Origin of the sequence: Paenibacillus nicotianae (genome assembly GCF_042681745.1) — a bacterium.
Lineage (GTDB): Bacteria > Bacillota > Bacilli > Paenibacillales > Paenibacillaceae > Saccharibacillus > Saccharibacillus nicotianae.
The window spans coordinates 2,105,716-2,132,011 of the sequence record NZ_JBHUGF010000010.1 but is presented as its reverse complement, the minus strand read 5'-3'; the positions used below and the strand labels follow the sequence as shown (position 1 = coordinate 2,132,011).

The window sequence follows — 26,296 nt, the reverse complement described above, 5'->3', positions numbered from 1 at the left end:
CTACAGACAAGGCTACATATTCGGTAGAAATAAAAAGGAACAAAAGTGATCTTGACTCCTTTTAAGCGCGAATATCTAGTGATCCTCCCAAATTCGGGTGAGGTGCTTGTTTGAGCATTTCTGCCATCTGTTGACCTTGTTGTTCAGCCATGTCTTTAGATAACGAAAGTACTTTGATACCTACAGCTTGCGAAAGCGAGCTTTGGCTCATTGCCGTGGATAATGAAGCGATATCCATGATAGGACCTCCTTTCGTTGCCTTTATTGGATGAGAAGGCATACATTACTATATATCGGACAATTTCTGTAAATTATAAATAAAAAACATAGAAATTTAATCTTATTTTCAGGTTATCATCAGATTAATTTCATCTGAAGTGGTTAAAATACAAGCATACCCCTTTTGAAATAAATATAAATATAGACCCTGTCGTTTAGCGGCAGGGTTCTTTTTTTGTTTATTTGTGTAAGTTGAATGTTAACTATATGTAAAATGTAATCTGAAATAAAGGAGATTATTAAATATTACTCACAATTTATGTTTGTTAAATTTACATAAACCTATTTTAAAAATCACAATTATGCGTTAAAATAATCTCAGTTCTTACCTTATTTAAATAAAAAATGGAAGGAAGTTGATGTATGAAAAAGATTTTGTTTACAGCTATGACGTTTATGATGTTGGTTACGATGTCGGTTTTGTTTCAAGGCGAGGGGAAAATACATAATACGGTATATGCAGCAGCAGCCTATGATTACACACTTACTTTTCCAACCAGTCGCTATCCTGAAACAGCAGATCATATCAAAGATGCGATTGCAGATGGACATTCGGATGTCTGTACAATTGATCGCGATGGAGCAGACCAACGACGCGAAGATTCTTTAAAAGGAGTACCTACCAAGTCCGGTTATGATCGTGATGAATGGCCCATGGCGATGTGTCTGGAAGGTGGAACAGGAGCAGATATCCGTTATGTTACCCCATCAGATAATCGTGGAGCAGGGTCTTGGGTAGGCAATCAACTTACCAAATATCCAGATGGAACCAAAGTGAAATTCATAGTGCAATAATCAACTTTAGATGTCGTATTTATACCTATTTTAAAATACAAAAAGTCCCTACAGTTTATTGTAGGGACTTTTCAATTTATGTATCGCTTATCTATTACTATATTTATCCTGCTGGTCTAAGCCTATGATACATTCCTTTTGAACCATAGACATGATATGATACGATAGCTTTGTACATCGTAGAACTAACATATGAAGCAAAATAAACTGTGCTACGAAATATTATAAAGACAGGTGAATGCAAGATGAGAGTCATATCAGGTAGTGCCAAAGGACGCCCACTCAAAGCTGTACCCGGGAATGGAACACGTCCGACAACAGATAAAGTTAAAGAATCGATTTTCAGTATTATTGGGCCTTATTTTGATGGTGGTAAAGTATTAGACCTTTTTGCAGGTACAGGTGGTCTGGGGATAGAAGCACTCAGTCGCGGTATAGAGCAAGGAGTATTTATAGATTTGGAACATAAAAGTATCGAAGTTATTCGTAGTAATCTGCAAGTGGCTGGTTTGACCGAACAAGCCGAAGTGTACCGTAATGAAGCAGGGCGCGCACTCAAAGTACTAGCCAAACGTGAAGCTACATTTGATCTTGTTTTTCTCGATCCTCCTTACAAAATGAAAAATGGGATTGAATTGATGAACGAAATGCATGAACGTGGACTATTAGCGTCAGCAGCAACGATTGTTTTAGAGTACGAATCAGGACATGATTATCCACAAGAGCTAGAACATTTTGTATGTATTCGTCATGTAGTATATGGAGAAACAGCGATTAATGTATACGAATATGAGCCACAAGCGCAGGAAGGACAACCCTCTCATGAGTGAACATATCACCAAGTCACATCTAGCTGTGTATCCAGGAAGTTTTGACCCTGTTACGATGGGACATATGGATATTATTCATCGTGCTGCTAAACAGTTCGATCATCTGGTTGTCGCTGTTTTGAACAATATGAGCAAAAAGCCACTGTTTAGTGTAGAAGAACGGGTGGAATTGTTACAAGAAGTGACTGCCGATTTGCCAAATGTTACGATTGAAAGTTTTCGCGATCTGTTAGCGAATTACATACGTGAACGCCAAGCACAGGTGATTGTGCGCGGTATTCGTTCGGTGACTGATTTTGAATATGAATTACAGATGGCTTCTATCAATCGTGAACTTAATCCTGATGCAGAAACGATTTTTATGATGACCAATCCAAAATATTCTTATTTAAGTTCTAGCGTTGTCAAAGAGATCGCTCGTTTTAATGGGAAAGTGTCTGATTTTGTACCTCCTATTATAGAGCAACATTTAAAGCAAAAATTTAGTCAAGGGCCAGATACCGAATAGCTATATTGCAAATATGGAATTGAAGGCATAAGCATGGGATAATAAAAGTAGCCGCGAATGTAGGCTGTAAAAGAATCAAAGGAGCGAAAACCATGCCTGGCCGATTATTAAAATCCCCAATGAGCCGTAAACAGTCTTTGTTGTATATCATCTGTGTCGTGATTCTAGTCTATGTGCTTGTGTATATGCCAACACCTTACATGATCAATGGACCCGGTAGCGCAGATGAACTGAAGCCGATTGTCAGTGTGACTGGCGGGCAGAACGATGAAAAAGGAACATTTATGCTTACGACTATATCTGTGACGTATGCCAATACAGCGATGCTGATTGCTTCTTTGTTCGATTCCAATGAAGAAATTGTCCGCAAAACGATCCAGAGTAATCGTGCTGAATACGAAGCAGAGCAGTTGTATTATATGAGTAGTTCACAATCGTATGCGATCGCTGCTGCATACAAAAAAGCAGGTATTCCTTACCGGGTACAACCTCAATATGTGTTTGTCGTCAGTGTACCGGATACCAATACAACGATTCATGCAGGCGATAAATTTGTATCTATCGATGGTCAATCCATTACTTCTTTTGAACAGTTGGAACAAGTATTAAAAAGTAAAAAAGACGGTCAGCAAGTGAAAGTGGTGTTAGAACGCGCAGGCGCTCAAGTCACCGAGCAAATTGGTCTAACTCAATTTAAAGACAGTCAGGGGCAGACTCGTGTTGGATTTGGCGTATCGATCGGAGAAGTGCAAAAAATAGCACCTGAAGATGCTAGACACGAAGTCAACTTTGCAAATACAAATATCGGTGGACCTTCGGCTGGATTGATGTTTACATTGGAAATTTACAATCAATTAACAGCAGGAGATTTGACCCGAGGACATCGTATTGCAGGTACAGGAACGATTAATCCTCAAGGTCAAGTTGGAGAAATTGGTGGTGTTCAGCACAAAGTAGTCGCTGCTCAGCAAGCAGGCGCTACTATTTTTCTAGTGCCTAAAGGTAATTACGCAGATGCCAAAGCACAGTTATCCAAAATGAAATCTTCGATGCAGTTGATCTCAGTGAGTACGTTAGACGATGCACTGAAAGCATTAGATACATTATCTACTTCGTAATATACCTAGATTGAAAATGTCTATATTCTGATCGGAGAACGTCTATAATCCGAATATAAATAAGAAGATTGTTGTACTGCAAAACAAGAAGCTTGAATTGCGGAAGCACGAATATCTAGCTCCATATGAGGATGATCGGTATCTGTTGGTCGTGTAATCACCGGCAGAGAAGCGGTCTTTTTCATTTGCCGTAATAATGCTCTACCTGTATCTGTAAAGCCTAATACACGAATATAGCCGGGCCCTTTTTCCAGCTGTGCAGTATTTAATACCGATGTAGTATGACCTAATAGCAAATGAGCGATAAGCCGTTGCAATCGAGTATACGTGTAACGTTTGGTTTTGAGTGCTGTTATCAGATCGGTAATACGGCAATGTTGTAGAGTAGGCAATATTTTTTTGAAGCGATATTCTAATCCTTCACTCATATCATAATACTGTGCTAGTTGCTCCGGCGAATGAGTCGTAATGATATGAAATAAAGATTGCCATAGTTGATTAAGTTCTACAGGGCCTTTTCCTGCTGTCATTTCACGCTCAATAATGCGCATCGTAGTCTCTGGTAAATACGAAGATACGTGATGGTCATCGTTAAAAAGAAGCTGACGTACTGCTGTAGCACTTGCAATTTGATGATGAGTCGGTTGCAGATCATGATATTGAGATTGCTCTCGCTGAATAGTAGCAGGAACAATCGAACTATGTAGACGATTAAGTGCAATCATATATTGAAGTCCGAGCGTATTGTTAGGTTTTGCTAACAAAGATGTAGCTTGATCTGGTATACTATAGAGACGGTCTACCGCTTGACCAAGCGCTCGAGGATAGCTTATGCCTTCTTTGAGACTATTCTGGATCAATAGGCGCAGTTCAGGTGATTCATTCGTTAGCAGGTCAGCTAAAGCCTGTAATTGGGAGAGCGAACCAGACTCACTACCGAACACAAGTGAATCTACGATTCCAGTATGTTCAAGAAGTGATACAGCACCATAAGCGAACCATTCAGCAGGTTGTACTGTATAAGCAGAAGGCAGTTCAATCACCAGATCACAGCCGGCTTGTAAAGCCATTTCTGTGCGTGCCCATTTGTCAAAAATAGCGGGTTCGCCACGTTGTGTGAAGCCACCGCTCATCACAGCTACAATCGCATCAGCTTGTGTGTGTTCACGCGTTTTTTGCAAATGAAGTAGATGTCCGTAATGAAGCGGGTTGTATTCAACGATAATTCCTGCGACTTTCATAGGTAGGCTCCTTTATCAAAATTTCAAGCTTTGAGATTGAATATAGGTATAAGTATAAACGAAAATAGGTGTTAACCAAAATACCTTAACAAATATTCATTGACAAAGCTTGCGTATAATCGGTATAATAATTTTTGTTTGTTTGGAGTGATAATGATGCAATTTCAATTTAGAAAATTGGCGCAAAGCGATCAACCGATAGAGTTTCATGACACGCTTGACATGAGTTCCATTTTGAAGGAACATAGCGATGTTCTGTCTTATACACCTCTCCAAGTAGATGTGAAAGCGGCGCAAAGAGTCAATGAAGTGGTTGATGTACAAGGAACACTGAAACTTGACTTACAGATGGCGTGTGTACGTTGTCTGAAGCCTGTGGATTTGAACTTACAGTTCAAGATTCAGGAAGAATTCAAGCATGGTGAAGAACCAGAAGATGTAGCAGAAGATGACGATACGCTGTATGTGAATACAGATACTGTTGATCTAGCTCCATATATGGAACAAGCTGCTGTACTTGAACTTCCACCTGGAGTATTATGCAGTGAAGACTGCAAAGGTCTTTGCCCGACATGCGGAGTCAACCTGAACGAGCAGGATTGCGGTTGTGACAACACACCTATCGATCCTAGAATGGCAGGACTCAAAGATTTCTTTAAGTGATTTAATGATCATGTAATATGTTCATTGGATAAGATTGATTAGATGAAGGAGGTGGGAACAATGGCAGTACCTCAACGGAGAACTTCCAAAACACGTCGTGACAAACGTCGTACACATTTTAAATTGGCAGTACCTGGTTTGGTGAAATGCGAGCAATGCGGAGAAATGAAATTGGCTCACCGCGTTTGCAAAGTATGCGGAACATACAAATCAAGAGAGATTATCAAACAATAATCTTTCACAAAGGTAGTACTTCATCTTTTGGTGAAGTACTATTTTTTTGTATGTAGACTTTTATGTATTGAATACAATGTTCACAGAAAAAGGAAGTTTGCAGGATTACCTAGACCAGACACTTTCTTTTTGAAGCAATATGCTTTATACTACATTCTTAGTACCAGGTTCTAAAAAATGAATAACAACTAAAACCACATAGGTTTACATATATTATGAATTGTAATAAACAATATAGAGAGTATAGTTGGTATGTTCTATAACTATTCTAAATCTGTGTGCGATATGCGTAACACCAAGGAGGTGCGTAGCCATCGAACGTTTGCCCAAACGGCAGCGACAACAAAGGCTCGTGAAGATTATCGAAGAGAATCCGTTTGTGACTGATCAAGAATTAACCAGACAATTAAAAGTCAGTATTCAGACGATTCGTCTGGATCGAATGGAACTCGGAATACCGGAGTTGCGCGAGCGAATGAAGTTGATGGCTGAGCGCTCCTACGATCAGGTAAAATCACTTCCTCTAGATGAAGTCATCGGAGATGTTGTTGATCTGCAACTCGACAAAAGTGGAATTTCAATTTTTGAAATTCGTGAAGAACATATATTTTCTCGTACACAGATTGCACGTGGACATCATATTTTTGCACAGGCTAACTCGTTGGCAGTAGCGGTTATTAACGATGCGATTGCTTTGACAGCATCAGCAGATATTCGTTTTGTTCGTTCGGTTCATCTTGGTGAAAAATGTATTGCCAAAGCATACGTTCAATCTAATCCTTCGCGCAAAGGAAAAGCAAAAGTAGAAGTGCTAACCTATGTAGGTGAAGAAATGGTATTTCAGGGAAACTTTACGATCTATCGATCAGACGGTGAAGAACAGCATGAAGGAGGAGTAGATCATGATAATCGCCATTGATGCGATGGGCGGAGATCACGCTCCAGACAGTAATGTGTTAGGTGGGCTAGAAGCCGCCAAAGAATGGAAAGATACCGAAATCATTCTAGTAGGAGACGAATCTCGTATCCGGGCACTACTTACCGAGATTCCATCCAATTTAAAAATAGTACATACGACTGAAACAATTGAAGCTGAAGACGAACCTGTCAAAGCAGTTCGTCGCAAAAAAGACGCTTCGATGGTTGTAGCAGGTCGTATGGTCAAAGAAGGCAATGCTCAGGCGATGATCTCAGCAGGGAATACAGGTGCTCTGATGACAACCGGTCTACTGGTTGTCGGTCGAATCAAAGGCATCGAACGTCCTGCACTTGCGCCTATGATTCCAACGATTGATGATGGCGGAACACTTGCGCTTGATCTTGGAGCTAATATGGATGCGAAGCCAGAGCATCTAGCACAGTATGCGTTGATGGGTAGCATTTACAGAGATAAAGTTCATGGCATTTCTAAACCGCGTGTAGGATTATTGAACGTAGGTACAGAAGCCAACAAAGGAAATGAATTAACTAAAGAAGCATATCCACTACTAGAAGCATTGCCTATTCATTTTGTAGGAAATGTAGAAGCACGCGATGTACTGAATGGTGTATGTGATGTATTGGTCTGTGATGGTTTTGCAGGAAATATTATGTTAAAGTCACTTGAAGGTACCGCATCGGCTATGTTTTCACTGCTCAAACAACAATTTAGCAAATCGCTCAAAACGAAGATTGGAGCAGCATTATTAATGCCTGAACTTCGCGGTCTAAAGAGCAAGCTGGATTACAAAGAGCATGGAGGTGCTCCTTTGCTTGGATTGAACGGGCTTGTTCTTAAAAGTCATGGTTCATCTGATGCTGGAGCGATTAAGCATGCTGTTCGTCAAGCTAGAATAGCGATTAGCAATCAACTGGTTGAAAATATATCTAAAGAAGTTATACAATAAGCATCTTGCGTCATGTTTTATCCATCCCCACCGTAATGACATAGAATGAAAACGATGAGGAAATTAGTGGGAAGAGAGTGACACCAATGATTAATGTTTTACCTATCGGAATTATCGGAACAGGAAAATATGTTCCTGAAAAAATATTAACAAATGCTGATCTAGAAAAAATGGTGGAAACGAATGACGAATGGATTGTCAGTCGTACAGGTATTCGTGAGCGTCATATTGCAGCTCCTGAGCAAGCGACTTCTGATTTGGCTTATGAAGCAGCGATCAAAGCGTTGGAATCAGCAGGTATGGATGCAACAGAACTAGATTTGATAGTTGTAGCTACGATTACACCGGATACTTTTTTCCCGTCAACCGCTTGTATTTTGCAAGATAAATTAGGTGCAAAAAACGCGGCGGCTTTTGATCTATCAGCAGCGTGTTCTGGATTTGTCTATTCACTAGCATCTGCGACAAGTATGTTGCAAATGGGTTTATATAAAAATGCACTTGTTATTGGAGCAGATACATTGTCTCGTATTACAGATTATACTGATCGTAACACTTGCGTATTGTTCGGTGATGGTGCTGGAGCAGTGATTATCGGTGAAGTGGGCGAAGGTCGTGGTTTCAAATCATTTGATCTAGGCGCTGAAGGTTCTGGTGGCGAGTTGTTGACGATGCCAGCAGGTGGTTCACGTTTGCCAGCTTCAACAGAAACATTAAGCAATAATCAACATTACATCCGTATGGGTGGACGTGAAGTATTCAAATTTGCTGTACGTGTAATGGGTTCAGCAACAGATGAAGTACTTCGCAAAGCAGGAATGACCAAAGACGATATCGATATCTTGATTCCGCATCAAGCGAATATTCGTATTATTCAATCTGCAATGAATCGTCTGGAATTATCAGAAGATCGCGTCATGATCAATGTAGACAAATATGCGAATACATCAGCAGCTTCGATTCCGCTTGCTTTGGTAGAAGCAGTAGAATCAGGACGTATCAAAGAAGGCGATCGCGTAGTGATGGTTGGCTTTGGTGGCGGTCTGACTTGGGGCGCATCGGTATTAGTCTGGTAATAATAGTGATTTAACGAGTAGAAGTAATAGGGAGGAGATTATTCCTATGGGTAAAATAGCATTTGTATTTCCAGGTCAAGGTGCGCAAAAAGTAGGTATGGCAAAAGATGTTTATGATGCACTACCTCAAGCAGCACAACTATTCAAAACAGCGGATGAAACACTGGGCTTTAGTATCAGCGAGCTTGCTTTTGAAGGACCGGAAGAGCAATTAAAACAAACAGCCAATACACAACCTGCTTTGTTAACAGCTAGTATCGCTTTACTAGAAGCTTTGAAATCTAAAAATATTATACCTGATTATGTAGCAGGACATAGTCTTGGAGAATATAGCGCTCTTGTTGCAGCGAATGCTTTAGATTTTGAACAAGCGGTAGCGATTGTTCGTGCACGCGGGCAATTTATGGAACAGGCAGTTCCATCCGGTCAAGGAGCTATGGCAGCAGTACTTGGAGCAGAACGTGAACCTTTAGCAGCTTTATGTGCTGAAGTCTCAGCTACAGGACATGCAGTTGAACTAGCTAATGTGAACTGTCCGGGGCAGATTGTAGTCTCCGGTTCTGTAGAAGGTGTTAACGCTGTATCTGCAAGAGTCAAAGAAATTGGTGGTAAGCGCGCGATTATGCTTGAAGTTAGTGGGCCTTTCCATTCTTCACTCATGAAATCGGCAGCAGATCAATTATCTGAGCGTTTGCAGTCGGTGTCTTTCCGCGATGCTACAGTGCCAGTAGTAGCAAACGTCACAGCAACCACGGTTACAAATGCAAGCGATATTCAAGCATTACTGGTAGAACAGGTATACTCTCCTGTATTATGGGAAGATAGTGTTCGCTTTCTGATTCATGAAGGTGTGGATACTTTTATCGAAATTGGTCCTGGCAACGTATTAACAGGATTGATTAAAAAAATAGATAAAAATGTACGCTTGATTAATATAAGCAGTCTGGAAAGTATAGAAGCACTTCAAGTGGAAGTATAATCTTCCCTCCAGAAGCCGGATCAGATGATTCATTTGAAAAGGAGATGCGTATGTTATGAGTAAGCCACTTCAAGGACAGGCTGCTTTGGTTACAGGAGCTTCACGTGGCATAGGACGTAGTATTGCGCTTGCACTAGCAGAAGCTGGAGCAGATATCGCAGTCAACTATGCAGGTAGTGAAGATGCTGCTAATGAAACGGTACGTCTGATCGAAGAATTGGGTGTCAAAGCTTTTGCTGTTCGCGCTAATGTAGGTATAGCTGCGGAAGCGGAAGCGATGGTCAAACAAGTCAATGAAACATTTGGTAAAATCGACATTTTGATTAATAATGCAGGTATTACTCGTGATAACCTGATCATGCGAATGAAAGAAGACGAATTTGATCAAGTGATTGAGACGAACCTCAAAGGCGTATTCAATTGCCTCAAAGCGGTTACTCGTCCCATGATGAAACAACGTTACGGTCGCATTATTAATATTTCTTCTGTAGTTGGTGTGCTGGGTAACCCTGGTCAAGCTAACTATGTCGCAGCCAAAGCAGGTGTGATTGGTTTAACCAAAGCATCGGCAAAAGAATTAGCTTCACGTGGCATCACAGTGAATTGTGTGGCGCCCGGATTTATTGCAACAGATATGACGGATGAACTGAGTGAAGAACTGCGTAACAAAATGCTAGAAGGTATTCCGCTTGCACGTCTCGGTCAACCCGAGGAAATTGCATCGGTTGTTTCTTTCCTAGTATCACCGGCAGCTTCTTACATGACAGGACAGACGCTTCATGTGGATGGCGGTATGTACATGTAAAAGAAGTATGATATCCCTTTTAGGGATATGTGGCTTTTTGCGTGTGATTTTCGTATAATACTTTGGAAGAGGAGGTGAAACGGATGTCTGATGTTTTGGATCGTGTAAAACGCATCGTTATTGACCGTTTGGGAGCTGACGAAGCTGAAATTAAATTAGAATCATCTTTTAAAGATGATCTTGGCGCAGATTCGCTTGATGTAGTGGAACTGGTTATGGAATTGGAAGATGAGTTTGACTTGGAAATTTCTGACGAAGATGCGGAGAAAATTACGACCGTAGGTGAAGTTGTAACTTACATACAATCTCATACCTAAGGCTTAACAAAAGTCCCGTTACCTGCTTGTTAGTGGGCCGGGACTTCTCCTCATTTTGGCGTCTTTTGTTTTTTGGATGGAACACAAAAATATACACATGCAGTCGATATAGAGGTGAATGTGTTTGAAGCATAGAGTAGTAATTACAGGCTTGGGAGTTATGACTTCCCTTGGTAAAGACAAAGATACATTTTGGAATAATATTATTACCGGTCAATCCGGTGTAAGTACCATTGAAAGTTTTGATGTCAGTGGTTATCCTACGCAAATTGCTGCCGAAGTCAAAGATTTCAATGCAGAAGATTATATGGAACGCAAAGAAGCTCGCAAAATGGATCGTTTTGTTCAATTTGCAGAAGCGGCAACAGTTGAAGCTTTGAAAGACAGTAAGCTTAATATTGCAGAAGATACTGATCCTGAGCGTGTAGGGGTTATTATCGGATCGGGTATTGGTGGTCTGGGCACATTTGAAGATCAACATGCTATTCTAATGGAAAAAGGACCAAAACGGATTAGTCCGTTCTTTATTCCAATGATGATCGCTAATATGGCTTCTGGTCATGTATCTATTCTTCATGGCGCAAAAGGACCGAATCTGGCTCCTGTTAGTGCTTGTGCAAGTGGTAGTCATGCGATTGGAGATTCATTTAAGTTTATTCGCGATGGTGAAGCAGACGTTATGATTACTGGTGGTGCTGAAGCAACAATTCGTCCTTCTGGATTGGGTGGTTTCTGTGCGATGCGTGCGATGTCTACACGTAACGACGAAGCAACAACAGCAAGTCGTCCATTTGATACCGGTCGTGATGGATTTGTAATGGGTGAAGGTTCAGGAATTATGGTTCTTGAATCGTTAGAACACGCTCAAAAACGTGGAGCTCATATTTACGCTGAAGTGATTGGTTACGGATTAAGCGCAGATGCTCACCATATGACAGAGCCTGATCCTGATGGCCCAGCTCGTTGTATGAAAATGGCAATTCGTAGTGCAGGCATAACACCGGAAGATATTGATTATATCAATGCTCATGGTACATCTACTCCTGTAGGTGATAAGTCTGAAACGAAAGCAATCAAATTAGCATTAGGCGATCATGCCTATAACATCGCTGTAAGTTCGACCAAGTCTATGACAGGTCATTTGTTAGGAGCGGCTGGTGGTATCGAAGCTGTAATCTGTGCACTATCTTTGCAAAATCAGATTATTGCTCCAACGATCAATTTGCATAACCAAGATCCTGAATGTGATTTAGACTATGTGCCGAATGAAGCACGTAAAGCAGATTTGAATGTAGTAATGTCCAACTCTTTTGGATTCGGGGGGCATAATGCCTCAATCATCCTGAAGAAATTTGAAGTGTAAGGAGTCAGTTTCTTGAACGGAGATGTGAAACAGCTACAACAGCAAATTCAAATCCAATTTCAAAACCGTCAATTGCTCAAACAGGCGTTCACGCATGCTTCTTATGTAAATGAACATCGTTTTAGTCAGCATCAAGATAATGAGCGCCTTGAATTTTTGGGTGATGCGGTTTTGGAATTGACAGTGTCGGAGTACCTGTACAATGCATATCCTGAGCGTCCTGAAGGTGAACTTACCAAATTGCGTGCAGCGATTGTATGCGAACCTTCATTAGTGAAATTTGCAGAAGCGCTCGACTTTGGCAAATACGTTTTGCTTGGCAAAGGAGAAGAATTGACAGGGGGACGTCAGCGTCCAGCACTGCTCGCTGATGTTTTTGAATCTTTTATTGGAGCATTATATCTGGATCAAGGCTTAGAAGCTGTGAAGTCTTTTCTAAACACACATGTATTCTCAGGCATTTCTCCAGGTGGGCAGTTCCAGATGATGGACTTCAAGACCGAGCTTCAGGAATTAACCCAGCATCACAATATGGGAGTACTGGAGTATCGTATTATTGAAGAGAAAGGCCCTGCACATGAGCGGGAGTTTGTCTCGGAAGTATGTATGGGAGAAGAGAGTTTAGGTCAGGGAGCCGGGCGTTCTAAAAAAGAAGCAGAGCAACGCGCAGCCGCCGCGGCATTGAATCGGTTGAAGTTGAAATAACCGTTCTCTTTTCTGACAATTACAGGACAAACAAAGAGCAAAGAGCAGTCACAGCCAGCTTGCGTGAATCAAGAGGCATCGACCGCTTTTTGCTCTTTTTCCATTGATGAAGCAGCAGGTAATTATGCTACAATAGCAGTAGAGGTGAACAACGAACTATGTTCCTGAAAAGAATAGAATTAGCAGGATTTAAATCTTTTGCTGATAAGACAGAAATGGAATTTGTAAAAGGCATTACCGCCGTTGTCGGACCAAATGGTAGCGGCAAAAGTAATATATCTGATGGAATCCGCTGGGTGCTTGGTGAGCAAAGTGCCAAGTCTCTTCGTGGTGGCAAGATGGAAGATATCATTTTTGCAGGTAGCGATAGTCGAAAAGCAGTAAGTTATTCAGAAGTATCACTGACACTCGATAATGAAGATCAGACATTGCCACTCGATTTCGGTGAAGTGACGATTACACGTCGGGTACATCGCAGTGGAGATAGCGAATATTTGATCAACAAACAATCGTGTCGTCTCAAAGATATCACCGAACTATTTATGGATACAGGAATCGGGAAAGAAGCCTATTCGATTATCGGGCAAGGACGGATCGAAGAAATACTAAGTACTCGTTCTGAAGATCGACGGGGTATTTTTGAAGAAGCATCAGGTATTGTAAAATACAAATCTCGTAAAAAAGACGCTGTTCGCAAATTAGATGATACCGAGCAAAATTTATTGCGTATCTATGATCTTGTGCATGAGCTTGAAGATCAGATTGAACCGCTAAAAGAACAATCTACCAAAGCGATTCATTTCAAAGAACTCAAAGAAGAACTGAAACATAAAGAAATCTCTCTCTATGTTCATGGGATAGAACGAATTCATACTGCTTGGACTACAGCAAGCGGTAAAATGGCTGAACTCGAAAAAGTACAACAACGATTAGCTAGCGTAGTATCCGGTCATGATGAGAAGCTTGAAAATGAACGCGGTGCTCTACGCGAAGCAGAAGAAGCAGTAGAAACATTACAAGGGCTGTTACTGCAATATAGCGAGCAGACAGAGAAGTCTGAAGGTTTAGGCGAGTTACTCAAAGAACGCCGTCTTAATTTAGAGCAAAATCAAAAGCAATTAGGTGTAGCACTAGAACGTAGCGAAGAGCGTACCAGTCAGCGTACAGATGAAAGTCAGCAGTTACAGACCAAATTTGCAACATTGACCAAGCAGTTAAGTGAATTACAACAAATGATCGCTCAAGAAGAAAATAGTTTGTTGCAGATCAATGGTGGTATTGGACAGCATCAGGAAGAAAGTCTAAAAGGTGAACTTTTGGAATTGATGAATACAATGGCACAAGCTCGTAATGAAATTCGGTATGCTGATCAACAGACTGAGAATACCCAGCGACGGATGGTACGAGCTGAAAGTGAATCTGGTAAATGGCAGACCGAGAAAAAGCGGCTAGAAGATAGCAAAGCCGCTTCTGCGGTACAAACGGATAAATTAGCTAAAGAAATCGCTAAAGTGCGTGTTGATTATATTCAACATAGTGAACAATTGCATAAATTGCAGAAGTCTGGCGAAGAAATGCAGACTGCGATCCGCAAATGGGAACAACGCCGCGAAGCTTTGATATCTCGCCGCGATACGATGCAGGAAATGCAAGAAGATTTTGAAGGCTTTATGCTAGGAGTCAAAGAAGTACTCAAAGCATCGCGCAATGCCCAACTTCAAGGTGTACATGGAGCAGTAGCTGAACTGATTACCGTGCCTGAGAAATTAGAACTGGCTATGGAGACGGCACTAGGTGCTTCTGTGCAGCATGTGGTGATGGAAAATGAAGAAGTATCGCGTAAAGCGATAGCTTTTTTGAAACAACGTCAATTAGGTCGGGCTACTTTCTTACCGCTGGATGTTATTCGTCCACGCAAAATACAAGATAATGATAAACGAATAGCTGAAAGTGCAGAAGGCTTTGTCGGTATCGGTGCTGAGCTTGTCGGTTATGATGAGCGTTATGCAGCGATCGTAGGCAGTCTGATCGGTAGTGTAGTGATCGCAGAGACGCTAGAACAAGCGAACCGTATAGCAGGTAAACTAGGTTATCGTTATCGGATTGTTACTCTTGAAGGCGATGTGGTGAATGCTGGTGGATCGATGACCGGTGGTAGTCAACACAAAAAGAATAATAATTTACTTGGACGCAAGCGTCAGCTTGATCAATTAGAGCATGAGATTGTTGAAAGTGAATCGCAAGTCAAATGTCTGCAAAAAGAAATTATTGATGTGCAGAAGCGTCTGCAAGATCATGAGAATCGTCTCGACCAATTGCGAGCCGATGGTGATCGCAAACGTACAGAAGAACAGCAAGTTGCAAGTGAACTCAAACAAATCGAACATGAGTTACGTCATGTGAATGAACAATATGAATTATACGGGCAAGAGAAAAGTAGCTATACCGAAGAGTTAGCAGCTATTGCCAAAGCACGTAAAGAAGCAGAACAAAAGCTGATTGAACTGCAAAAGCAAGAGCAAGCTATTCAAGACGGTATTCAAAATGCAGAAAAAATGCGTAAATCAAATGAGTCTGCCAAAGAGCAATTGCAAGAAAAAGTAACAGATCTCAAAATTCGTGAAGGTAAGCTGAGTCAGGAAATATTTTCGCTGGAAGAACAATTGTCTCGTTCACAGGAAGAATCGCAAGATTACGGTCAAGAGCTACAGAGCAATCGTGATCAATTGGCTGTAATTGTCAAAGATTTGGAAAAAAATGAACGCGAACAAAAACGTCAGCGTGAAGAGTTGGAACGTCTGCGCCGTAAACGTACAGAGACCAGTGAACAACTGGAATTAAAACGTGCAGAACGTGCACGACTACAACAAAAGTTAGAATTAGAAGAAAACGAAACACGTGAACAACGAAATGAACTGAAAGTCGTAGAAGATGAATTGCGCAAAATAGAGATTCAAGTCAATCGACTGGATGTAGAGCTGGAAAATATTTTAGCAAAATTGCGCGAAGATTATGAACTCACTTATGAAATGGCAAAAAGAGATTATGAATTGCCAGAAGATATCGAGTTCGCTGAAAAAGAAGTACGTCATCTCAAATCTAGAATTACTGCTTTGGGTGAAGTCAATCTAGGAGCGATCGAAGAATATCAACGTGTGAATGAACGTTATGAATTTTTGACGCTTCAACAAAACGATCTGGTCGAAGCCAAAACAACACTATACCAAGTCATTCGCGAAATGGATGAAGAAATGTCCAAACGCTTTAAAGTGACGTTCGATGCTATTCGTGGTCAATTTGGTACGGTATTTAGTAAATTGTTCGGTGGAGGTCGTGCAGACTTGGTATTGATCGATCCTGAACGTATGCTGGAAACAGGGATAGATATTGTGGCACAACCACCAGGTAAAAAGCTACAAAATCTACAATTGCTTTCTGGTGGGGAACGAGCATTAACTGCGATGGCATTGCTATTTGCTATTTTACAAGTCAAACCTGTACCGTTCTGTGTACTGGATGAAGTAGAAGCAGCACTGGATGAAGCGAATGTGGTGCGGTTTGCGCAGTATTTAAGAGAGTTTTCAGGACTTACCCAGTTTATCGTCGTTACCCACCGTAAAGGCACAATGGAAGAAGCTGATGTGCTCTATGGAGTCACGATGGAAGAAGGCGGCGTATCGAAGCTGGTATCGGTCAAATTGGATGATGAAGAAGCAGATATTGCTTAATCTATCTCTATTTTGATAAAGCAAATGTTCTTATTTAATATCTAAATGATAGAATTTAATAGATATATTGCTATAACTGCACAATCACTACTGTATTTAGCAACATTTATAGATATCGCTGAGATAAAGTAATGACTGTGGATTATATAATTGATCATCTGGAGGAATCTCATGAGCTTTTTTAAAAAGTTAAAAGAAAGTATTTCTACAAAAACAGAAACAGTTACCAAACAGTTCCGTGATGGTCTGGAAAAAACACGTAAAGGATTTGTCGAAAAAGTATCTGACCTTGTTATCCGTCGTAAAAAAATCGATGAAGAATTTTATGAAGAATTAGAAGAAATTCTGATTGGGGCAGATGTAGGCGTTAATACAGTAATGGAACTGATTGATGATCTGCGTGATGAAGTACGTATTCGTCGAATCGAAAATGCGGCTGAACTACAACCTGTACTATCTGAGAAATTAACAGGCTTACTTCGTGGAAGCGAAAATACAGGCTTGAATATGCAACCAAGCGGAATTACCGTTATTCTATTTGTCGGTGTCAATGGGGTTGGTAAAACAACAACGATCGGTAAAATGGCACACCGTTTCAAACAAGAAGGCAAAAAAGTACTGCTAGCAGCAGGTGATACATTCCGCGCAGGAGCTATCGAGCAATTAGAAGTATGGGGTCAACGTGCAGGAGTAGAAGTGATCAAGCAACAATCAGGTTCTGATCCAGCAGCAGTAATGTATGATGCTGTACGTGCAGCGAAGCAACGTGGAGCAGATGTATTGTTATGCGACACCGCAGGACGCTTGCAAAATAAAAGTAATCTTATGGATGAGTTGAATAAAATTTTCCGGGTTATCCAACGCGAAATTCCAGATGCTCCGCACGAAGTACTGATGGTACTGGATGCAACAACAGGGCAAAATGCACTCAGCCAAGCCAAACTATTCGGTGAGAAAAGTGGCGTAACTGGCTTAGTATTGACCAAGTTAGATGGAACAGCTAAAGGTGGAATCGTAGTAGCGATTCGTCAAGAATTAGATTTGCCTGTTAAATTTGTAGGTCTGGGTGAAAAGATTGACGATCTACAACCATTTGATAGTGAGCAGTTTGTACATGCTTTATTTGCCGGTTTGATTCAAGAAGAGGAAGAGATCGAACAAGCAGACTCCAAAGAGTAAGTACAATCGCCAAACTAGCATCTGAATTAGCAACTACGTTATACTAGAAGTATAAGATATATCATTGAAGACAGTAGCGATCGAACATTATAGTAAAAGATACCGTTCGATCGCTATTGTTTTTTAGATATAACAGACAACTATTTGTTTTATATACATAACCTTTAAGCATCAAGTAGATATAGTAGATTTGGGATATAGGTTAGGAGAAAGGAAGTGAATAATGGCTGATACACACACTTATAGTCGTAAAGAAGAAGTAGCTAATGCAGTAACACATGGTATAGGAGCTGCTCTTAGTATTGCTGCCCTTGTTATTTTGATTGTATTTGCTTCACTAAAAGGTACACCCTGGCATGTCGTTAGTTTTACGATTTATGGAGTGAGTATGTTGTTGTTATATATTAGCTCAACATTAGTACATGGATTTAGAGATGGTAAAGCCAAAGATTTATTTGAAATTTTTGATCATTCAGCTATTTATCTATTTATTGCAGGCACATATACGCCTTTAATGCTTATTGTGGTTAAAGGAGTTCTTGGTTGGAGTATTTTTGGAGTTGTCTGGGGAATAGCTATTTTAGGCTGTGCCTTCAAAGCATATTTTGTCAAACGGTTTTTATTTATGTCGACGATTTTTTATATTTTAATGGGCTGGTTAATTGTTGTAGCCTGGGAACCGTTAACGACTAATATGGCAAGCGGGGGGATTATTTTACTCGCTATTGGTGGATTGATGTATACACTGGGCACGATTTTTTATGTGTGGCGTGGATTTCCTTTTCATCATGCAGTCTGGCATCTATTTGTGCTAGCAGGCAGTATTTTGCATTTCTTTATGATTTTATTTTATGTTTTGCCGATTCATCTGTAAGAGCTGAACCGACGTAAAAAGTTCATATTTTGGGCTTGAAATATCAATATTTTGAGTTCATTTATAAAAGTAATAAGATGTTAAGTAATTATGCTTGACATCTTATTTTATTTTTTGCTATGATATAGAACGTTGATAAGGTGTAAAGTGTTTTTCCTTGACGGAGGGAGTGCCCCACATGAGTCAAGAGAATCGGCTCGATAAAACGACCCGTATAAATTCATTATTTGATTTCTATGAGCTTCTGCTTACAGACAAACAGCAGATGTTCCTTAAATATTATTTTCATGATGATTACTCTCTTGGAGAGATCGCCGCAGAGTTCAGTATTAGTCGACAAGCGGTATATGAACATATCAAACGTGCAGAGCAAGTATTGGAAATGTATGAAGAAAAGCTTGGTTTGATGGAAAAGCATTATCGTCGGTTACGCGACCTAGAAGAACTCAAAACTACATTATCTACAAGCGGAATTGCTCATGATCAGCAATCTCACATGATGGATATCGTAGAGCGCTTGGAAGGTAACGATTAATTCATATATACTTATACATGTAACGATATTCGATATAGATACAGACGTAGTACATTTAGTTGAAATAAACGGAGGTGAAGACACATGGCATTTGAAAGCTTAACAACACGACTGCAAAACGTATTTAGCAAACTTCGCGGTAAAGGTAAAGTATCTGAAGAAGATGTAAACGAAGCAATGCGCGAAGTACGGTTAGCGTTGCTCGAAGCAGACGTTAATTTCAAAGTCGTAAAAGAATTCATTTCCAAAGTAAAAGAAAAAGCGGTCGGTACAGATGTGATGGAAAGCTTCACACCTGGCATGGTTATTATCGACATTGTTAATAAAGAATTGACTGAATTGATGGGTGGGACACAATCCAAACTCGCTAAAGCAGCCAAATCACCAACAGTGATTATGATGGTCGGTTTGCAAGGTGCTGGTAAAACAACCACATCCGGTAAACTTGCGAAAATGCTTCAAAAGCAAAATCATCGTCCTTTACTGGTTGCAGGCGATATTTATCGTCCGGCAGCGATCAAACAGTTGCAAGTACTGGGAGAGCAAATCAATACACCGGTATTTACAATGGGAGATCAGACAAGTCCAGTTGAAATTGCTCGTCAAGCTCTGCAAGAAGCCAAAAATAACAATAATGATTACGTGATTATTGATACAGCGGGTCGCTTGCATATTGATGAAGAATTAATGGATGAATTGCGTCAGATTCATGAATTAACGAATCCAGACGAAGTGCTGTTAGTTGTAGATGCGATGACAGGTCAGGATGCAGTCAATGTAGCCGAGAACTTTAACAGTCAATTGCAATTAACAGGTGTAGTATTGACCAAGCTTGATGGAGATACTCGTGGTGGTGCGGCACTGTCTGTCAAAGCCGTAACAGGTTGCCCGATTAAATTCACAACACTTGGTGAAAAGCTAGACGCTATGGAAGCTTTCCATCCTGAACGTATGGCTTCACGTATTCTAGGTATGGGTGATATGTTATCACTGATCGAAAAAGCTCAAATGAATATCGATGAAGACAAGGCAAAAGAAATGGAACGCAAAATGCGTAATGCCGAGTTCACATTTGAAGATTTCTTAGAGCAAATGGATCAAGTGAAAAAGCTTGGACCGCTTGATCAGATTATGGACATGATTCCTGGTATGGGAAAAATGAAAAACCAAAATCTACAAGTTGATGACAAACAAGTAGGACGTATCGAAGCAATTGTTCAGTCGATGACTGTTCAGGAGAAACAACATCCAGAAGTGATTAATCATAGTCGTCGTAAGCGGATTGCTACAGGGAGCGGAACTTCTGTTGCAGAAGTAAACCGTCTGATCAAGCAGTTCGATGAAATGCGCCGTATGATGAAGCAGTTCTCGGATATGATGGATCCTAAGGGCGGCGGCAAAAACAATAAAATGATGAAACAAATGCAAAAAATGGGCGGTAAAGGCATGAAATTTCCTTTCCGTTAAACCCAGGAAATGCAATGTATATACTATTGAACTAATTTGAAGGAGGTGAATTTTCGTGGCAGTACGTATTCGTCTAAAACGCATCGGTGCTCATAAAGCGCCTTTCTATCGTATCGTGGTTTCCGATTCTCGGTCCCCTCGTGATGGCCGTTTCATCGAAGAAATCGGTACTTATAATCCAGTTGCAGAACCTTCTGTAACTAAGATTGATGAGGAAAAAGCTCTTCAATGGCTTCAACAAGGAGCACAAGCTTCTGATACCGTTCGCAACTTGCTTAGCAAAGCGGGCGTTATGAAAAAGTTTCATGAGCTTAAACAGCAAAAATAATTGCTGATTCGGAGGAGTATCTATGGAACAATTAGTAATGGTTATTGCTAAAGCTCTCGTGGATCATCCCGATGATGTAAAAGTGAACGTTGTGGAAAAAGAGAACTTGATCGTATACGAACTTAGCGTCCATCCGGACGATGCTGGTAAAGTAATCGGCAAGCAAGGACGTATCGCCAAGGCTCTCCGCACGGTCGTTACATCAGCAGCAGTCAAGACTAATAAACGGGTGACCGTTGATATAATGTCTTAAAAATATACGAAAGAGGGTTAGGATGATGTCCTAGCCCTTTTTCGTACATTTTCAATCAAATTTAATGTAATATAGCATCAACGATAGATTATTTGTTAGAGGAGAATAACATGACTGAACAATTTTTAACAGTAGGTAAAGTAGCTAATACACATGGTATACGTGGAGAACTCAAAATCTATCCAAATACCGATTTTGCTGAGATCCGTTTTGCAGAAGGTAAAAAGCTATGGATGATTAATGAAGAAAACGGCAGTAAATTAGAAGTGCAAATTGTCAGCTCCCGTTTGCAAAAAAATATGTATGTGGTTCGTTTTAAAGGATTCAGCAATATTAACGAAGTAGAAAAATATAAAGGCTGGACATTAAAAGTATCTAAAGATGATACGATCGAGCTAGAAGAAGACGAGTTTTATTTCCACGAAATTCTGGATTGTGAAGTATTTACAGAAGAAGGAACCAAAATTGGCAAAATCGTTGATATTTTAAAGCCCGGTGCTAATGATGTATGGGTAGTCCGTCCAGATAAAGGCGAAGAAGTGTTGATTCCTTATATTCATGATGTCGTGCTTGATATTAATGTAGAAGAGAAAAAAGTATTGATTCATGTGATGGAAGGTCTTTTGGAATGATGAAGATCGATGTGCTGACGCTATTTCCAGAAATGTTTACCGGTGTTTTTGGTTCAAGCATTCTAGGCAAAGCAGCAGCTAAAGGTATCGTAGAATTAAATGCAATCAATTTCCGTACGTATTCTAAAAGCAAACATGGTACTGTAGACGATACGCCTTATGGTGGAGGTGGAGGAATGGTGCTCAAGCCAGAGCCTATTTTTGATGCTGTAGAAGATTTGGCACCTTTATCTGCTACTACATCTCCACGCATTATTTTGATGTGTCCACAGGGAGAACCATTTACACAGCACAAAGCTGAAGAGCTTGCTCAAGAAGAACATTTGATTTTTATCTGTGGTCATTATGAGGGTTACGATGAGCGCATTAGAGAGCATCTGGTGACAGATGAGATATCAATCGGTGATTATGTACTTACCGGTGGTGAAATACCCGCTATGGCGGCTGTAGACAGTATTGTACGCCTGTTGCCAGGAGTATTAGGCAATGCTAACAGTGCAGTTACCGATTCATTCAGTACAGGACTGTTGGAATATCCACATTATACACGTCCTGTAGAATATAGAGGGATGAAAGTGCCCGATATTTTGTTATCCGGTCATCATGCTAATGTAGAAAAATGGCGCCGCGAACAATCGTTACTGCGTACTTTAGAACGTCGCCCTGAATTATTAGAAGAGGCTGATTTGACAACCAAAGAACGTGAATGGCTCAAACATCAGCGTAACTAAATATACGTCAGAATTTCGCTGTAGGAAGATCTTAATCGATCCATTATAGGGAAATTCTTTTTTATTTATATCCTATGTACATAGGTGTAAAAATGAACCAGTTCAAGCTATAACATAGATCATAAGACTGATGCTATAGTTGTAGCACTCATAACAGGGTGACAAAGATAGGAGTTCAGACATCATGAATGAATTGCAGCAGGAGTATTCACAATGGTTAGAGCGATTGAGCAGTGACTTGCGTAGTCAGGGATATGCTTCAGTGTTAAATAAAGAGTTTGTAGAGAGCGATGCCACGATCGTATTGAATCGTTTATTAACGGAATTTACCCATCTAATCTATATCGAAGTCGAATCATACAAAAAATATTTTATTGCCGATTATAGCGGCCGCAATACAGTAGTAAAATTAATCGATCGTAGTATAGATCATCAAAAAACAGCCAGACTTCGTACATTAGAACATAGTCGCTTAACAGATCATCATCTTTTTGAACAAGAAATCAATCGGTTGCGAAGTCTGCAATCCTTATTAGAAAATAGTGACTTTGAGTAAGAGGTAATAACGACAATTTTCTATACCTAATCTCAAATAATAAGTTATTTTATACTTTTTTTGAAAAAGTATTGTTATTCTCTTATGTTCTATGATAGTATTAGACTGTTGTGTGAATCTGATGGTCCTCTACGATCAATGATGAGGAATTATTCCCTGAGACGTATGAACATCTGTGTGGAAGGAGGAAGTTATTAATGAATATCATTCAAGAAATTACTAAAGATCAACTTCGTAAAGATATCCCTAATTTCCGTGCAGGCGACACTTTAAAAGTGCATGTTAAGGTAATCGAGGGTACTCGCGAACGTGTTCAGTTGTTCGAGGGAGTTGTAATCAAACGCCAAGGTGGCGGCATCGGTGAAACTTTTACAGTACGTAAAATTTCTTACGGTGTAGGTGTGGAAAGAACTTTCCCAGTAAATTCACCTAAAATCGATAAACTAGAAGTAGCTCGTCGTGGTAAAGTTCGCCGTGCGAAATTGTACTATCTTCGTGAGCTTCGCGGTAAAGCAGCTAGAATTAAAGAATTGCGTCGTTAATCCTTTTGGATACGCGATTGAGAAGGGCTTGGTGAAACAAGCCCTTTTCGTTATTTTTAAGCTGTTATTTATAAAAATGATTAACATCCGATTCCGCCGGACAGCCTTTATATACGGCTGTAGACGGGATTTTTTGTATTTCTTGACCAATAGAATCCTTCAAAATTTGGTTTTTATAAAATTGTGTGTAAAATAGATAGAGTGAAATCGTATAGGTACTTGGTATACACTACATAAGGCTTAGCCGAATATGGTAGTCAGTACATATACAAAGCGCCAATTCAACCAGGAAAGAAGGCATGGCCTATGGAGCAAGACACAAAACCATCTAACAATGAAGTACATGCAGCAAATACGACAGAAGTACAAGAACCTGTCAACACTGGAACTCCAGATTCAGGAACGATTCAACCTGAAAAGAAAAAGAAAAGTGAAACGAAAGAGTGGATCAAAGCGATTGTGGTTGCTTTGTTACTCGTTGTCGTTATTCGCTGGTTCCTGTTTGAACCGTTTATTGTAGACGGCCCATCGATGCAACCGAATTTTCATACAGGTGAACGTGTGATCGTGAACAAAATTCTGTATGATATCCGTACTCCGCAACCTGGAGAGGTAGTTGTACTAAAAGTACCTTCTCAAAATCGTGACTTTATCAAACGTGTTATCGCTGTCGCTGGAGATACTGTTAAAGTAGAAGGTGACAAAGTAACAGTCAATGGTAAAGAAATCAGTGAGCCTTATATCCAAGCTGCATTAGACAAGGCACATGCACAAGGTAGCGATTATAATATTAACAATTTCCCAACAGAGAACTTCCCTGATGGAACAGTACCTGCGGGTCATGTATTTGTAATGGGAGATAATCGTTCCAACAGTCAAGACAGTCGTATGATCGGTTATATACCGCTTGGAGATATTATTGGACGTGCAGATGTTATTTTCTGGCCGTTTAGTGATGCGAAGTGGGTTGAACAATAAAGCTGCCTAACATATAAGGACAGCTAATTTAAAGAAGTAAGGGGGAAAACCGATGGCTATTCAATGGTTTCCCGGACATATGACAAGAGCACGTCGCCAGATCGAATCGAAGCTTAAATTGATCGATATGGTTATTGAACTCGTGGATGCACGTCTGCCACTCTCCAGTCGTAATCCTATGATTGATGAGATTTTGCAGGGCAAACCGAGAATGATTATTTTGAACAAATCCGATTTGGCTGATCCCAAAGTGACTGCCGAATGGGTGGAATATTTTAAGCAAGAAGGACATGCTGTTCTTCCTTTAGACTCGGCAAGCGGACAGGGTATCAAAGAAATTGCTGAACGTTCTAAAGTATTGCTTAAAGACAAGCGTGATAAACGTGCTGCTAAAGGGATGAATCAACGCCCGATGCGCGGATTAATTGTAGGGATTCCGAATGTGGGTAAATCGACTTTGATCAATCGCCTTGCAGGTAAAAGTATTGCTTTGACCGGTGATCGTCCGGGTGTAACCAAAGGACAACAATGGATCAAAGTAGGTACCGAAATGGAATTGCTTGATACACCAGGTATACTATGGCCTAAATTTGAAGATCAAATTATCGGTTATAAGCTGGCGGTAACAGGCGCTATTCGTGAAGAAATTCTAAACGTGGAAGATGTTGCTTATTTCGGTATGAAATATATCTGTCAGCATTATTGGGATAATATTGCTGAACGTTTTGAATTATCTGAACAACCACAAGATTTTGAAAATCCGAATGAAATCGTAGAAATTATGGAAGAAATCGGACGTAAACGTGGTTGCTTAATGAGCGGTGGACGTATCGATTTAGAAAAAGCGTCCAAAGTCATTTTGCGTGAATTACGTGCAGGTAAAATGGGACGAATCTCCATGGAGACTCCTTAAGTATTGGAGGAATCATCATGTCAGAATTGTTAAAGTATGAACGTGAATGTATCACAGAAGGTTATCATTATATTGCTGGTGTAGATGAAGTAGGACGAGGTTGCCTATTTGGTGATGTGATCGCTGCTGCGGTAATTATGCCTGAAGGTGTAATCATCGAAGGTGTGAATGACTCCAAAAAGCTGTCTGAAAAAAAGCGAGAGCAACTCTATGATCAGATTATGGAGCAAGCGCTCGCTGTAGGTGTCGGCTATGTCGATGCAGCAACGATTGATGAGATCAATATTAAGCAAGCCGCTCGTTTAGCGATGAAGATCGCTTTGCAACAATTAAGCGTATCTCCTGATTATATTCTAGTAGATGCTGAAAAGGTCGATCTGGATATTCCGCAACGCTCGATTATTAAAGGAGATTCGAATAGCCATAGTATTGCAGCAGCTTCCATTATTGCCAAAGTCACTCGTGATCGTCTGTGTGTAGGTGAATGGGAAGAGCAATATCCTGGCTACGGGATCGCTGGACATAAAGGATATGCGACCAAAGTTCATCGTGCTCAGATTATAGCGCAGGGCATCACACCACTACATCGTAAAAGCTTTTTAGGTAATTTGTTACTAGAACAACCGACTTTATTTTAAACATAAAAGTATTGAATTCTAGTATAGAATGATTTATCATGCATCTATATTACTTTATGTGAAGATAGAAATAGACATGCTAAGGGAAGAACCCGCATCTTACTATAAAGAGCGGGTTCTTTTTTTGTACAGATCTATGCTCA

Annotated in this window: 30 protein-coding genes; 28 read left to right on the top strand and 2 right to left on the bottom strand. The window is 40.3% G+C overall.

Annotation, left to right across the window (positions count from 1 at the left end):
* Window positions 1–61: 61 nt before the first annotated feature.
* A complete protein-coding gene (locus tag ACFSGI_RS13455) occupies window positions 62–238 on the bottom strand; it encodes a YjfB family protein (RefSeq protein WP_069327434.1) in 177 nt (58 codons plus the stop codon).
* A gap of 452 nt (window positions 239–690) precedes the next feature.
* On the opposite strand from ACFSGI_RS13455, the gene ACFSGI_RS13450 reads away from it, so the two are divergent.
* From ACFSGI_RS13450 to ACFSGI_RS13435, 4 genes are all read left to right on the top strand, one after another.
* Window positions 691–1,074 carry a NucA/NucB deoxyribonuclease domain-containing protein gene (locus ACFSGI_RS13450; RefSeq protein WP_273616281.1) on the top strand — a complete coding sequence of 128 codons (384 nt, stop codon included), beginning with the start codon at window positions 691–693 and terminating at the stop codon, window positions 1,072–1,074.
* Window positions 1,075–1,298: 224 nt separating this feature from the next.
* Window positions 1,299–1,904: a 16S rRNA (guanine(966)-N(2))-methyltransferase RsmD gene (rsmD, locus tag ACFSGI_RS13445; protein WP_379283964.1), complete on the top strand. Its 606-nt coding sequence runs from the start codon at window positions 1,299–1,301 to the stop codon at window positions 1,902–1,904.
* Window positions 1,897–2,412 carry a pantetheine-phosphate adenylyltransferase gene (coaD, locus tag ACFSGI_RS13440; RefSeq protein WP_204824620.1) on the top strand — a complete coding sequence of 172 codons (516 nt, stop codon included), beginning with the start codon at window positions 1,897–1,899 and terminating at the stop codon, window positions 2,410–2,412. Before rsmD ends, coaD begins: the two co-directional genes overlap by 8 nt.
* Window positions 2,413–2,504: 92 nt before the next feature.
* Window positions 2,505–3,530 (top strand): YlbL family protein, encoded by a 1,026-nt coding sequence (locus tag ACFSGI_RS13435; RefSeq protein ID WP_204824619.1) that lies wholly within the window; start codon window positions 2,505–2,507, stop codon window positions 3,528–3,530.
* A gap of 20 nt (window positions 3,531–3,550) precedes the next feature.
* Here the strand turns inward: ACFSGI_RS13435 and ACFSGI_RS13430 are convergent, their stop codons facing one another.
* Entirely contained in the window at window positions 3,551–4,771 is a 1,221-nt protein-coding gene (locus ACFSGI_RS13430) for a nucleotidyltransferase (RefSeq protein ID WP_204824618.1), read from the bottom strand.
* 156 nt (window positions 4,772–4,927) lie between these two features.
* Here ACFSGI_RS13430 and ACFSGI_RS13425 point away from each other — a divergent pair, with 156 nt between their 5' ends.
* The 24 genes from ACFSGI_RS13425 (at window position 4,928) to ACFSGI_RS13310 (ending at window position 26,153) form a co-directional block, all read left to right on the top strand.
* Window positions 4,928–5,434 carry a YceD family protein gene (locus ACFSGI_RS13425; RefSeq protein ID WP_204824617.1) on the top strand — a complete coding sequence of 169 codons (507 nt, stop codon included), beginning with the start codon at window positions 4,928–4,930 and terminating at the stop codon, window positions 5,432–5,434.
* Window positions 5,435–5,494: 60 nt separating this feature from the next.
* The gene (gene rpmF / locus ACFSGI_RS13420) at window positions 5,495–5,668 is read left to right on the top strand and encodes a 50S ribosomal protein L32 (protein WP_069327428.1); all 174 of its coding nucleotides are present in this window, start codon (window positions 5,495–5,497) and stop codon (window positions 5,666–5,668) included.
* A gap of 322 nt (window positions 5,669–5,990) precedes the next feature.
* Window positions 5,991–6,587 (top strand): transcription factor FapR, encoded by a 597-nt coding sequence (fapR, locus tag ACFSGI_RS13415; protein ID WP_204824616.1) that lies wholly within the window; start codon window positions 5,991–5,993, stop codon window positions 6,585–6,587.
* Entirely contained in the window at window positions 6,571–7,554 is a 984-nt protein-coding gene (gene plsX / locus ACFSGI_RS13410; RefSeq protein ID WP_204824615.1) for a phosphate acyltransferase PlsX, read from the top strand. Before fapR ends, plsX begins: the two co-directional genes overlap by 17 nt.
* Window positions 7,555–7,640: 86 nt before the next feature.
* The gene (locus ACFSGI_RS13405; protein WP_204824614.1) at window positions 7,641–8,630 is read left to right on the top strand and encodes a beta-ketoacyl-ACP synthase III; all 990 of its coding nucleotides are present in this window, start codon (window positions 7,641–7,643) and stop codon (window positions 8,628–8,630) included.
* A 46-nt stretch (window positions 8,631–8,676) separates the two neighbouring features.
* Window positions 8,677–9,609 (top strand): ACP S-malonyltransferase, encoded by a 933-nt coding sequence (gene fabD / locus ACFSGI_RS13400; protein ID WP_204824613.1) that lies wholly within the window; start codon window positions 8,677–8,679, stop codon window positions 9,607–9,609.
* 55 nt (window positions 9,610–9,664) lie between these two features.
* Window positions 9,665–10,414, top strand: a complete 750-nt coding sequence (gene fabG / locus ACFSGI_RS13395; RefSeq protein ID WP_204824612.1) for a 3-oxoacyl-[acyl-carrier-protein] reductase — start codon at window positions 9,665–9,667, stop codon at window positions 10,412–10,414.
* Window positions 10,415–10,497: 83 nt separating this feature from the next.
* A complete protein-coding gene (gene acpP / locus ACFSGI_RS13390) occupies window positions 10,498–10,731 on the top strand; it encodes an acyl carrier protein (RefSeq protein WP_069327422.1) in 234 nt (77 codons plus the stop codon).
* A 124-nt stretch (window positions 10,732–10,855) separates the two neighbouring features.
* Window positions 10,856–12,094, top strand: coding sequence for a beta-ketoacyl-ACP synthase II (gene fabF / locus ACFSGI_RS13385; RefSeq protein WP_204824611.1), 1,239 nt, complete (start codon window positions 10,856–10,858; stop codon window positions 12,092–12,094).
* Window positions 12,095–12,106: 12 nt separating this feature from the next.
* Window positions 12,107–12,799: a ribonuclease III gene (gene rnc / locus ACFSGI_RS13380; RefSeq protein ID WP_204824610.1), complete on the top strand. Its 693-nt coding sequence runs from the start codon at window positions 12,107–12,109 to the stop codon at window positions 12,797–12,799.
* A gap of 158 nt (window positions 12,800–12,957) precedes the next feature.
* Window positions 12,958–16,527, top strand: a complete 3,570-nt coding sequence (gene smc, locus ACFSGI_RS13375; protein ID WP_204824609.1) for a chromosome segregation protein SMC — start codon at window positions 12,958–12,960, stop codon at window positions 16,525–16,527.
* Window positions 16,528–16,698: 171 nt separating this feature from the next.
* The gene (gene ftsY / locus ACFSGI_RS13370; RefSeq protein ID WP_204824608.1) at window positions 16,699–17,706 is read left to right on the top strand and encodes a signal recognition particle-docking protein FtsY; all 1,008 of its coding nucleotides are present in this window, start codon (window positions 16,699–16,701) and stop codon (window positions 17,704–17,706) included.
* 223 nt (window positions 17,707–17,929) lie between these two features.
* Window positions 17,930–18,580, top strand: a complete 651-nt coding sequence (gene trhA, locus ACFSGI_RS13365; RefSeq protein WP_204824607.1) for a PAQR family membrane homeostasis protein TrhA — start codon at window positions 17,930–17,932, stop codon at window positions 18,578–18,580.
* A gap of 178 nt (window positions 18,581–18,758) precedes the next feature.
* Window positions 18,759–19,115 (top strand): putative DNA-binding protein, encoded by a 357-nt coding sequence (locus ACFSGI_RS13360; protein ID WP_204824606.1) that lies wholly within the window; start codon window positions 18,759–18,761, stop codon window positions 19,113–19,115.
* Window positions 19,116–19,199: 84 nt separating this feature from the next.
* Complete coding sequence (gene ffh, locus ACFSGI_RS13355; protein WP_204824605.1) at window positions 19,200–20,582, top strand: signal recognition particle protein; 1,383 nt, start codon at window positions 19,200–19,202, stop codon at window positions 20,580–20,582.
* Between the two features lie 55 nt (window positions 20,583–20,637).
* Window positions 20,638–20,910, top strand: coding sequence for a 30S ribosomal protein S16 (gene rpsP, locus ACFSGI_RS13350; RefSeq protein WP_069327414.1), 273 nt, complete (start codon window positions 20,638–20,640; stop codon window positions 20,908–20,910).
* 22 nt (window positions 20,911–20,932) lie between these two features.
* Complete coding sequence (locus ACFSGI_RS13345) at window positions 20,933–21,163, top strand: KH domain-containing protein (RefSeq protein ID WP_069327413.1); 231 nt, start codon at window positions 20,933–20,935, stop codon at window positions 21,161–21,163.
* A gap of 110 nt (window positions 21,164–21,273) precedes the next feature.
* Window positions 21,274–21,795: a ribosome maturation factor RimM gene (rimM, locus tag ACFSGI_RS13340; RefSeq protein ID WP_204824604.1), complete on the top strand. Its 522-nt coding sequence runs from the start codon at window positions 21,274–21,276 to the stop codon at window positions 21,793–21,795.
* Entirely contained in the window at window positions 21,795–22,526 is a 732-nt protein-coding gene (trmD, locus tag ACFSGI_RS13335) for a tRNA (guanosine(37)-N1)-methyltransferase TrmD (RefSeq protein WP_204825020.1), read from the top strand. Before rimM ends, trmD begins: the two co-directional genes overlap by 1 nt.
* A gap of 184 nt (window positions 22,527–22,710) precedes the next feature.
* Entirely contained in the window at window positions 22,711–23,082 is a 372-nt protein-coding gene (locus ACFSGI_RS13330; protein ID WP_204824603.1) for a hypothetical protein, read from the top strand.
* A gap of 197 nt (window positions 23,083–23,279) precedes the next feature.
* On the top strand, window positions 23,280–23,624 hold the full coding sequence (rplS, locus tag ACFSGI_RS13325) for a 50S ribosomal protein L19 (protein ID WP_204824602.1): 345 nt from the start codon (window positions 23,280–23,282) through the stop codon (window positions 23,622–23,624).
* Between the two features lie 306 nt (window positions 23,625–23,930).
* The gene (gene lepB, locus ACFSGI_RS13320) at window positions 23,931–24,602 is read left to right on the top strand and encodes a signal peptidase I (protein ID WP_204824601.1); all 672 of its coding nucleotides are present in this window, start codon (window positions 23,931–23,933) and stop codon (window positions 24,600–24,602) included.
* 52 nt (window positions 24,603–24,654) lie between these two features.
* Window positions 24,655–25,515, top strand: coding sequence for a ribosome biogenesis GTPase YlqF (gene ylqF / locus ACFSGI_RS13315; RefSeq protein WP_204824600.1), 861 nt, complete (start codon window positions 24,655–24,657; stop codon window positions 25,513–25,515).
* A 17-nt stretch (window positions 25,516–25,532) separates the two neighbouring features.
* Entirely contained in the window at window positions 25,533–26,153 is a 621-nt protein-coding gene (locus tag ACFSGI_RS13310; RefSeq protein WP_204824599.1) for a ribonuclease HII, read from the top strand.
* Window positions 26,154–26,296: the final 143 nt, after the last annotated feature.

Coding starts and splice junctions, on each gene's coding strand:
- acpP (WP_069327422.1), top strand. CDS start 10,498: ATGTCTGATGTTTTGGATCGTGTAAAACGCATCGTTATTGACCGTTTG.
- fabD (WP_204824613.1), top strand. CDS start 8,677: ATGGGTAAAATAGCATTTGTATTTCCAGGTCAAGGTGCGCAAAAAGTA.
- ACFSGI_RS13405 (WP_204824614.1), top strand. CDS start 7,641: ATGATTAATGTTTTACCTATCGGAATTATCGGAACAGGAAAATATGTT.
- rpmF (WP_069327428.1), top strand. CDS start 5,495: ATGGCAGTACCTCAACGGAGAACTTCCAAAACACGTCGTGACAAACGT.
- coaD (WP_204824620.1), top strand. CDS start 1,897: ATGAGTGAACATATCACCAAGTCACATCTAGCTGTGTATCCAGGAAGT.
- ACFSGI_RS13310 (WP_204824599.1), top strand. CDS start 25,533: ATGTCAGAATTGTTAAAGTATGAACGTGAATGTATCACAGAAGGTTAT.
- rimM (WP_204824604.1), top strand. CDS start 21,274: ATGACTGAACAATTTTTAACAGTAGGTAAAGTAGCTAATACACATGGT.
- trmD (WP_204825020.1), top strand. CDS start 21,795: ATGAAGATCGATGTGCTGACGCTATTTCCAGAAATGTTTACCGGTGTT.
- ftsY (WP_204824608.1), top strand. CDS start 16,699: ATGAGCTTTTTTAAAAAGTTAAAAGAAAGTATTTCTACAAAAACAGAA.
- ACFSGI_RS13330 (WP_204824603.1), top strand. CDS start 22,711: ATGAATGAATTGCAGCAGGAGTATTCACAATGGTTAGAGCGATTGAGC.
- ACFSGI_RS13360 (WP_204824606.1), top strand. CDS start 18,759: ATGAGTCAAGAGAATCGGCTCGATAAAACGACCCGTATAAATTCATTA.
- trhA (WP_204824607.1), top strand. CDS start 17,930: ATGGCTGATACACACACTTATAGTCGTAAAGAAGAAGTAGCTAATGCA.
- smc (WP_204824609.1), top strand. CDS start 12,958: ATGTTCCTGAAAAGAATAGAATTAGCAGGATTTAAATCTTTTGCTGAT.
- rplS (WP_204824602.1), top strand. CDS start 23,280: ATGAATATCATTCAAGAAATTACTAAAGATCAACTTCGTAAAGATATC.
- ACFSGI_RS13430 (WP_204824618.1), bottom strand. CDS start 4,771: ATGAAAGTCGCAGGAATTATCGTTGAATACAACCCGCTTCATTACGGA.
- ACFSGI_RS13345 (WP_069327413.1), top strand. CDS start 20,933: ATGGAACAATTAGTAATGGTTATTGCTAAAGCTCTCGTGGATCATCCC.
- ACFSGI_RS13455 (WP_069327434.1), bottom strand. CDS start 238: ATGGATATCGCTTCATTATCCACGGCAATGAGCCAAAGCTCGCTTTCG.
- fabG (WP_204824612.1), top strand. CDS start 9,665: ATGAGTAAGCCACTTCAAGGACAGGCTGCTTTGGTTACAGGAGCTTCA.
- plsX (WP_204824615.1), top strand. CDS start 6,571: ATGATAATCGCCATTGATGCGATGGGCGGAGATCACGCTCCAGACAGT.
- ACFSGI_RS13425 (WP_204824617.1), top strand. CDS start 4,928: ATGCAATTTCAATTTAGAAAATTGGCGCAAAGCGATCAACCGATAGAG.
- ACFSGI_RS13435 (WP_204824619.1), top strand. CDS start 2,505: ATGCCTGGCCGATTATTAAAATCCCCAATGAGCCGTAAACAGTCTTTG.
- ylqF (WP_204824600.1), top strand. CDS start 24,655: ATGGCTATTCAATGGTTTCCCGGACATATGACAAGAGCACGTCGCCAG.
- lepB (WP_204824601.1), top strand. CDS start 23,931: ATGGAGCAAGACACAAAACCATCTAACAATGAAGTACATGCAGCAAAT.
- ACFSGI_RS13450 (WP_273616281.1), top strand. CDS start 691: ATGTCGGTTTTGTTTCAAGGCGAGGGGAAAATACATAATACGGTATAT.
- ffh (WP_204824605.1), top strand. CDS start 19,200: ATGGCATTTGAAAGCTTAACAACACGACTGCAAAACGTATTTAGCAAA.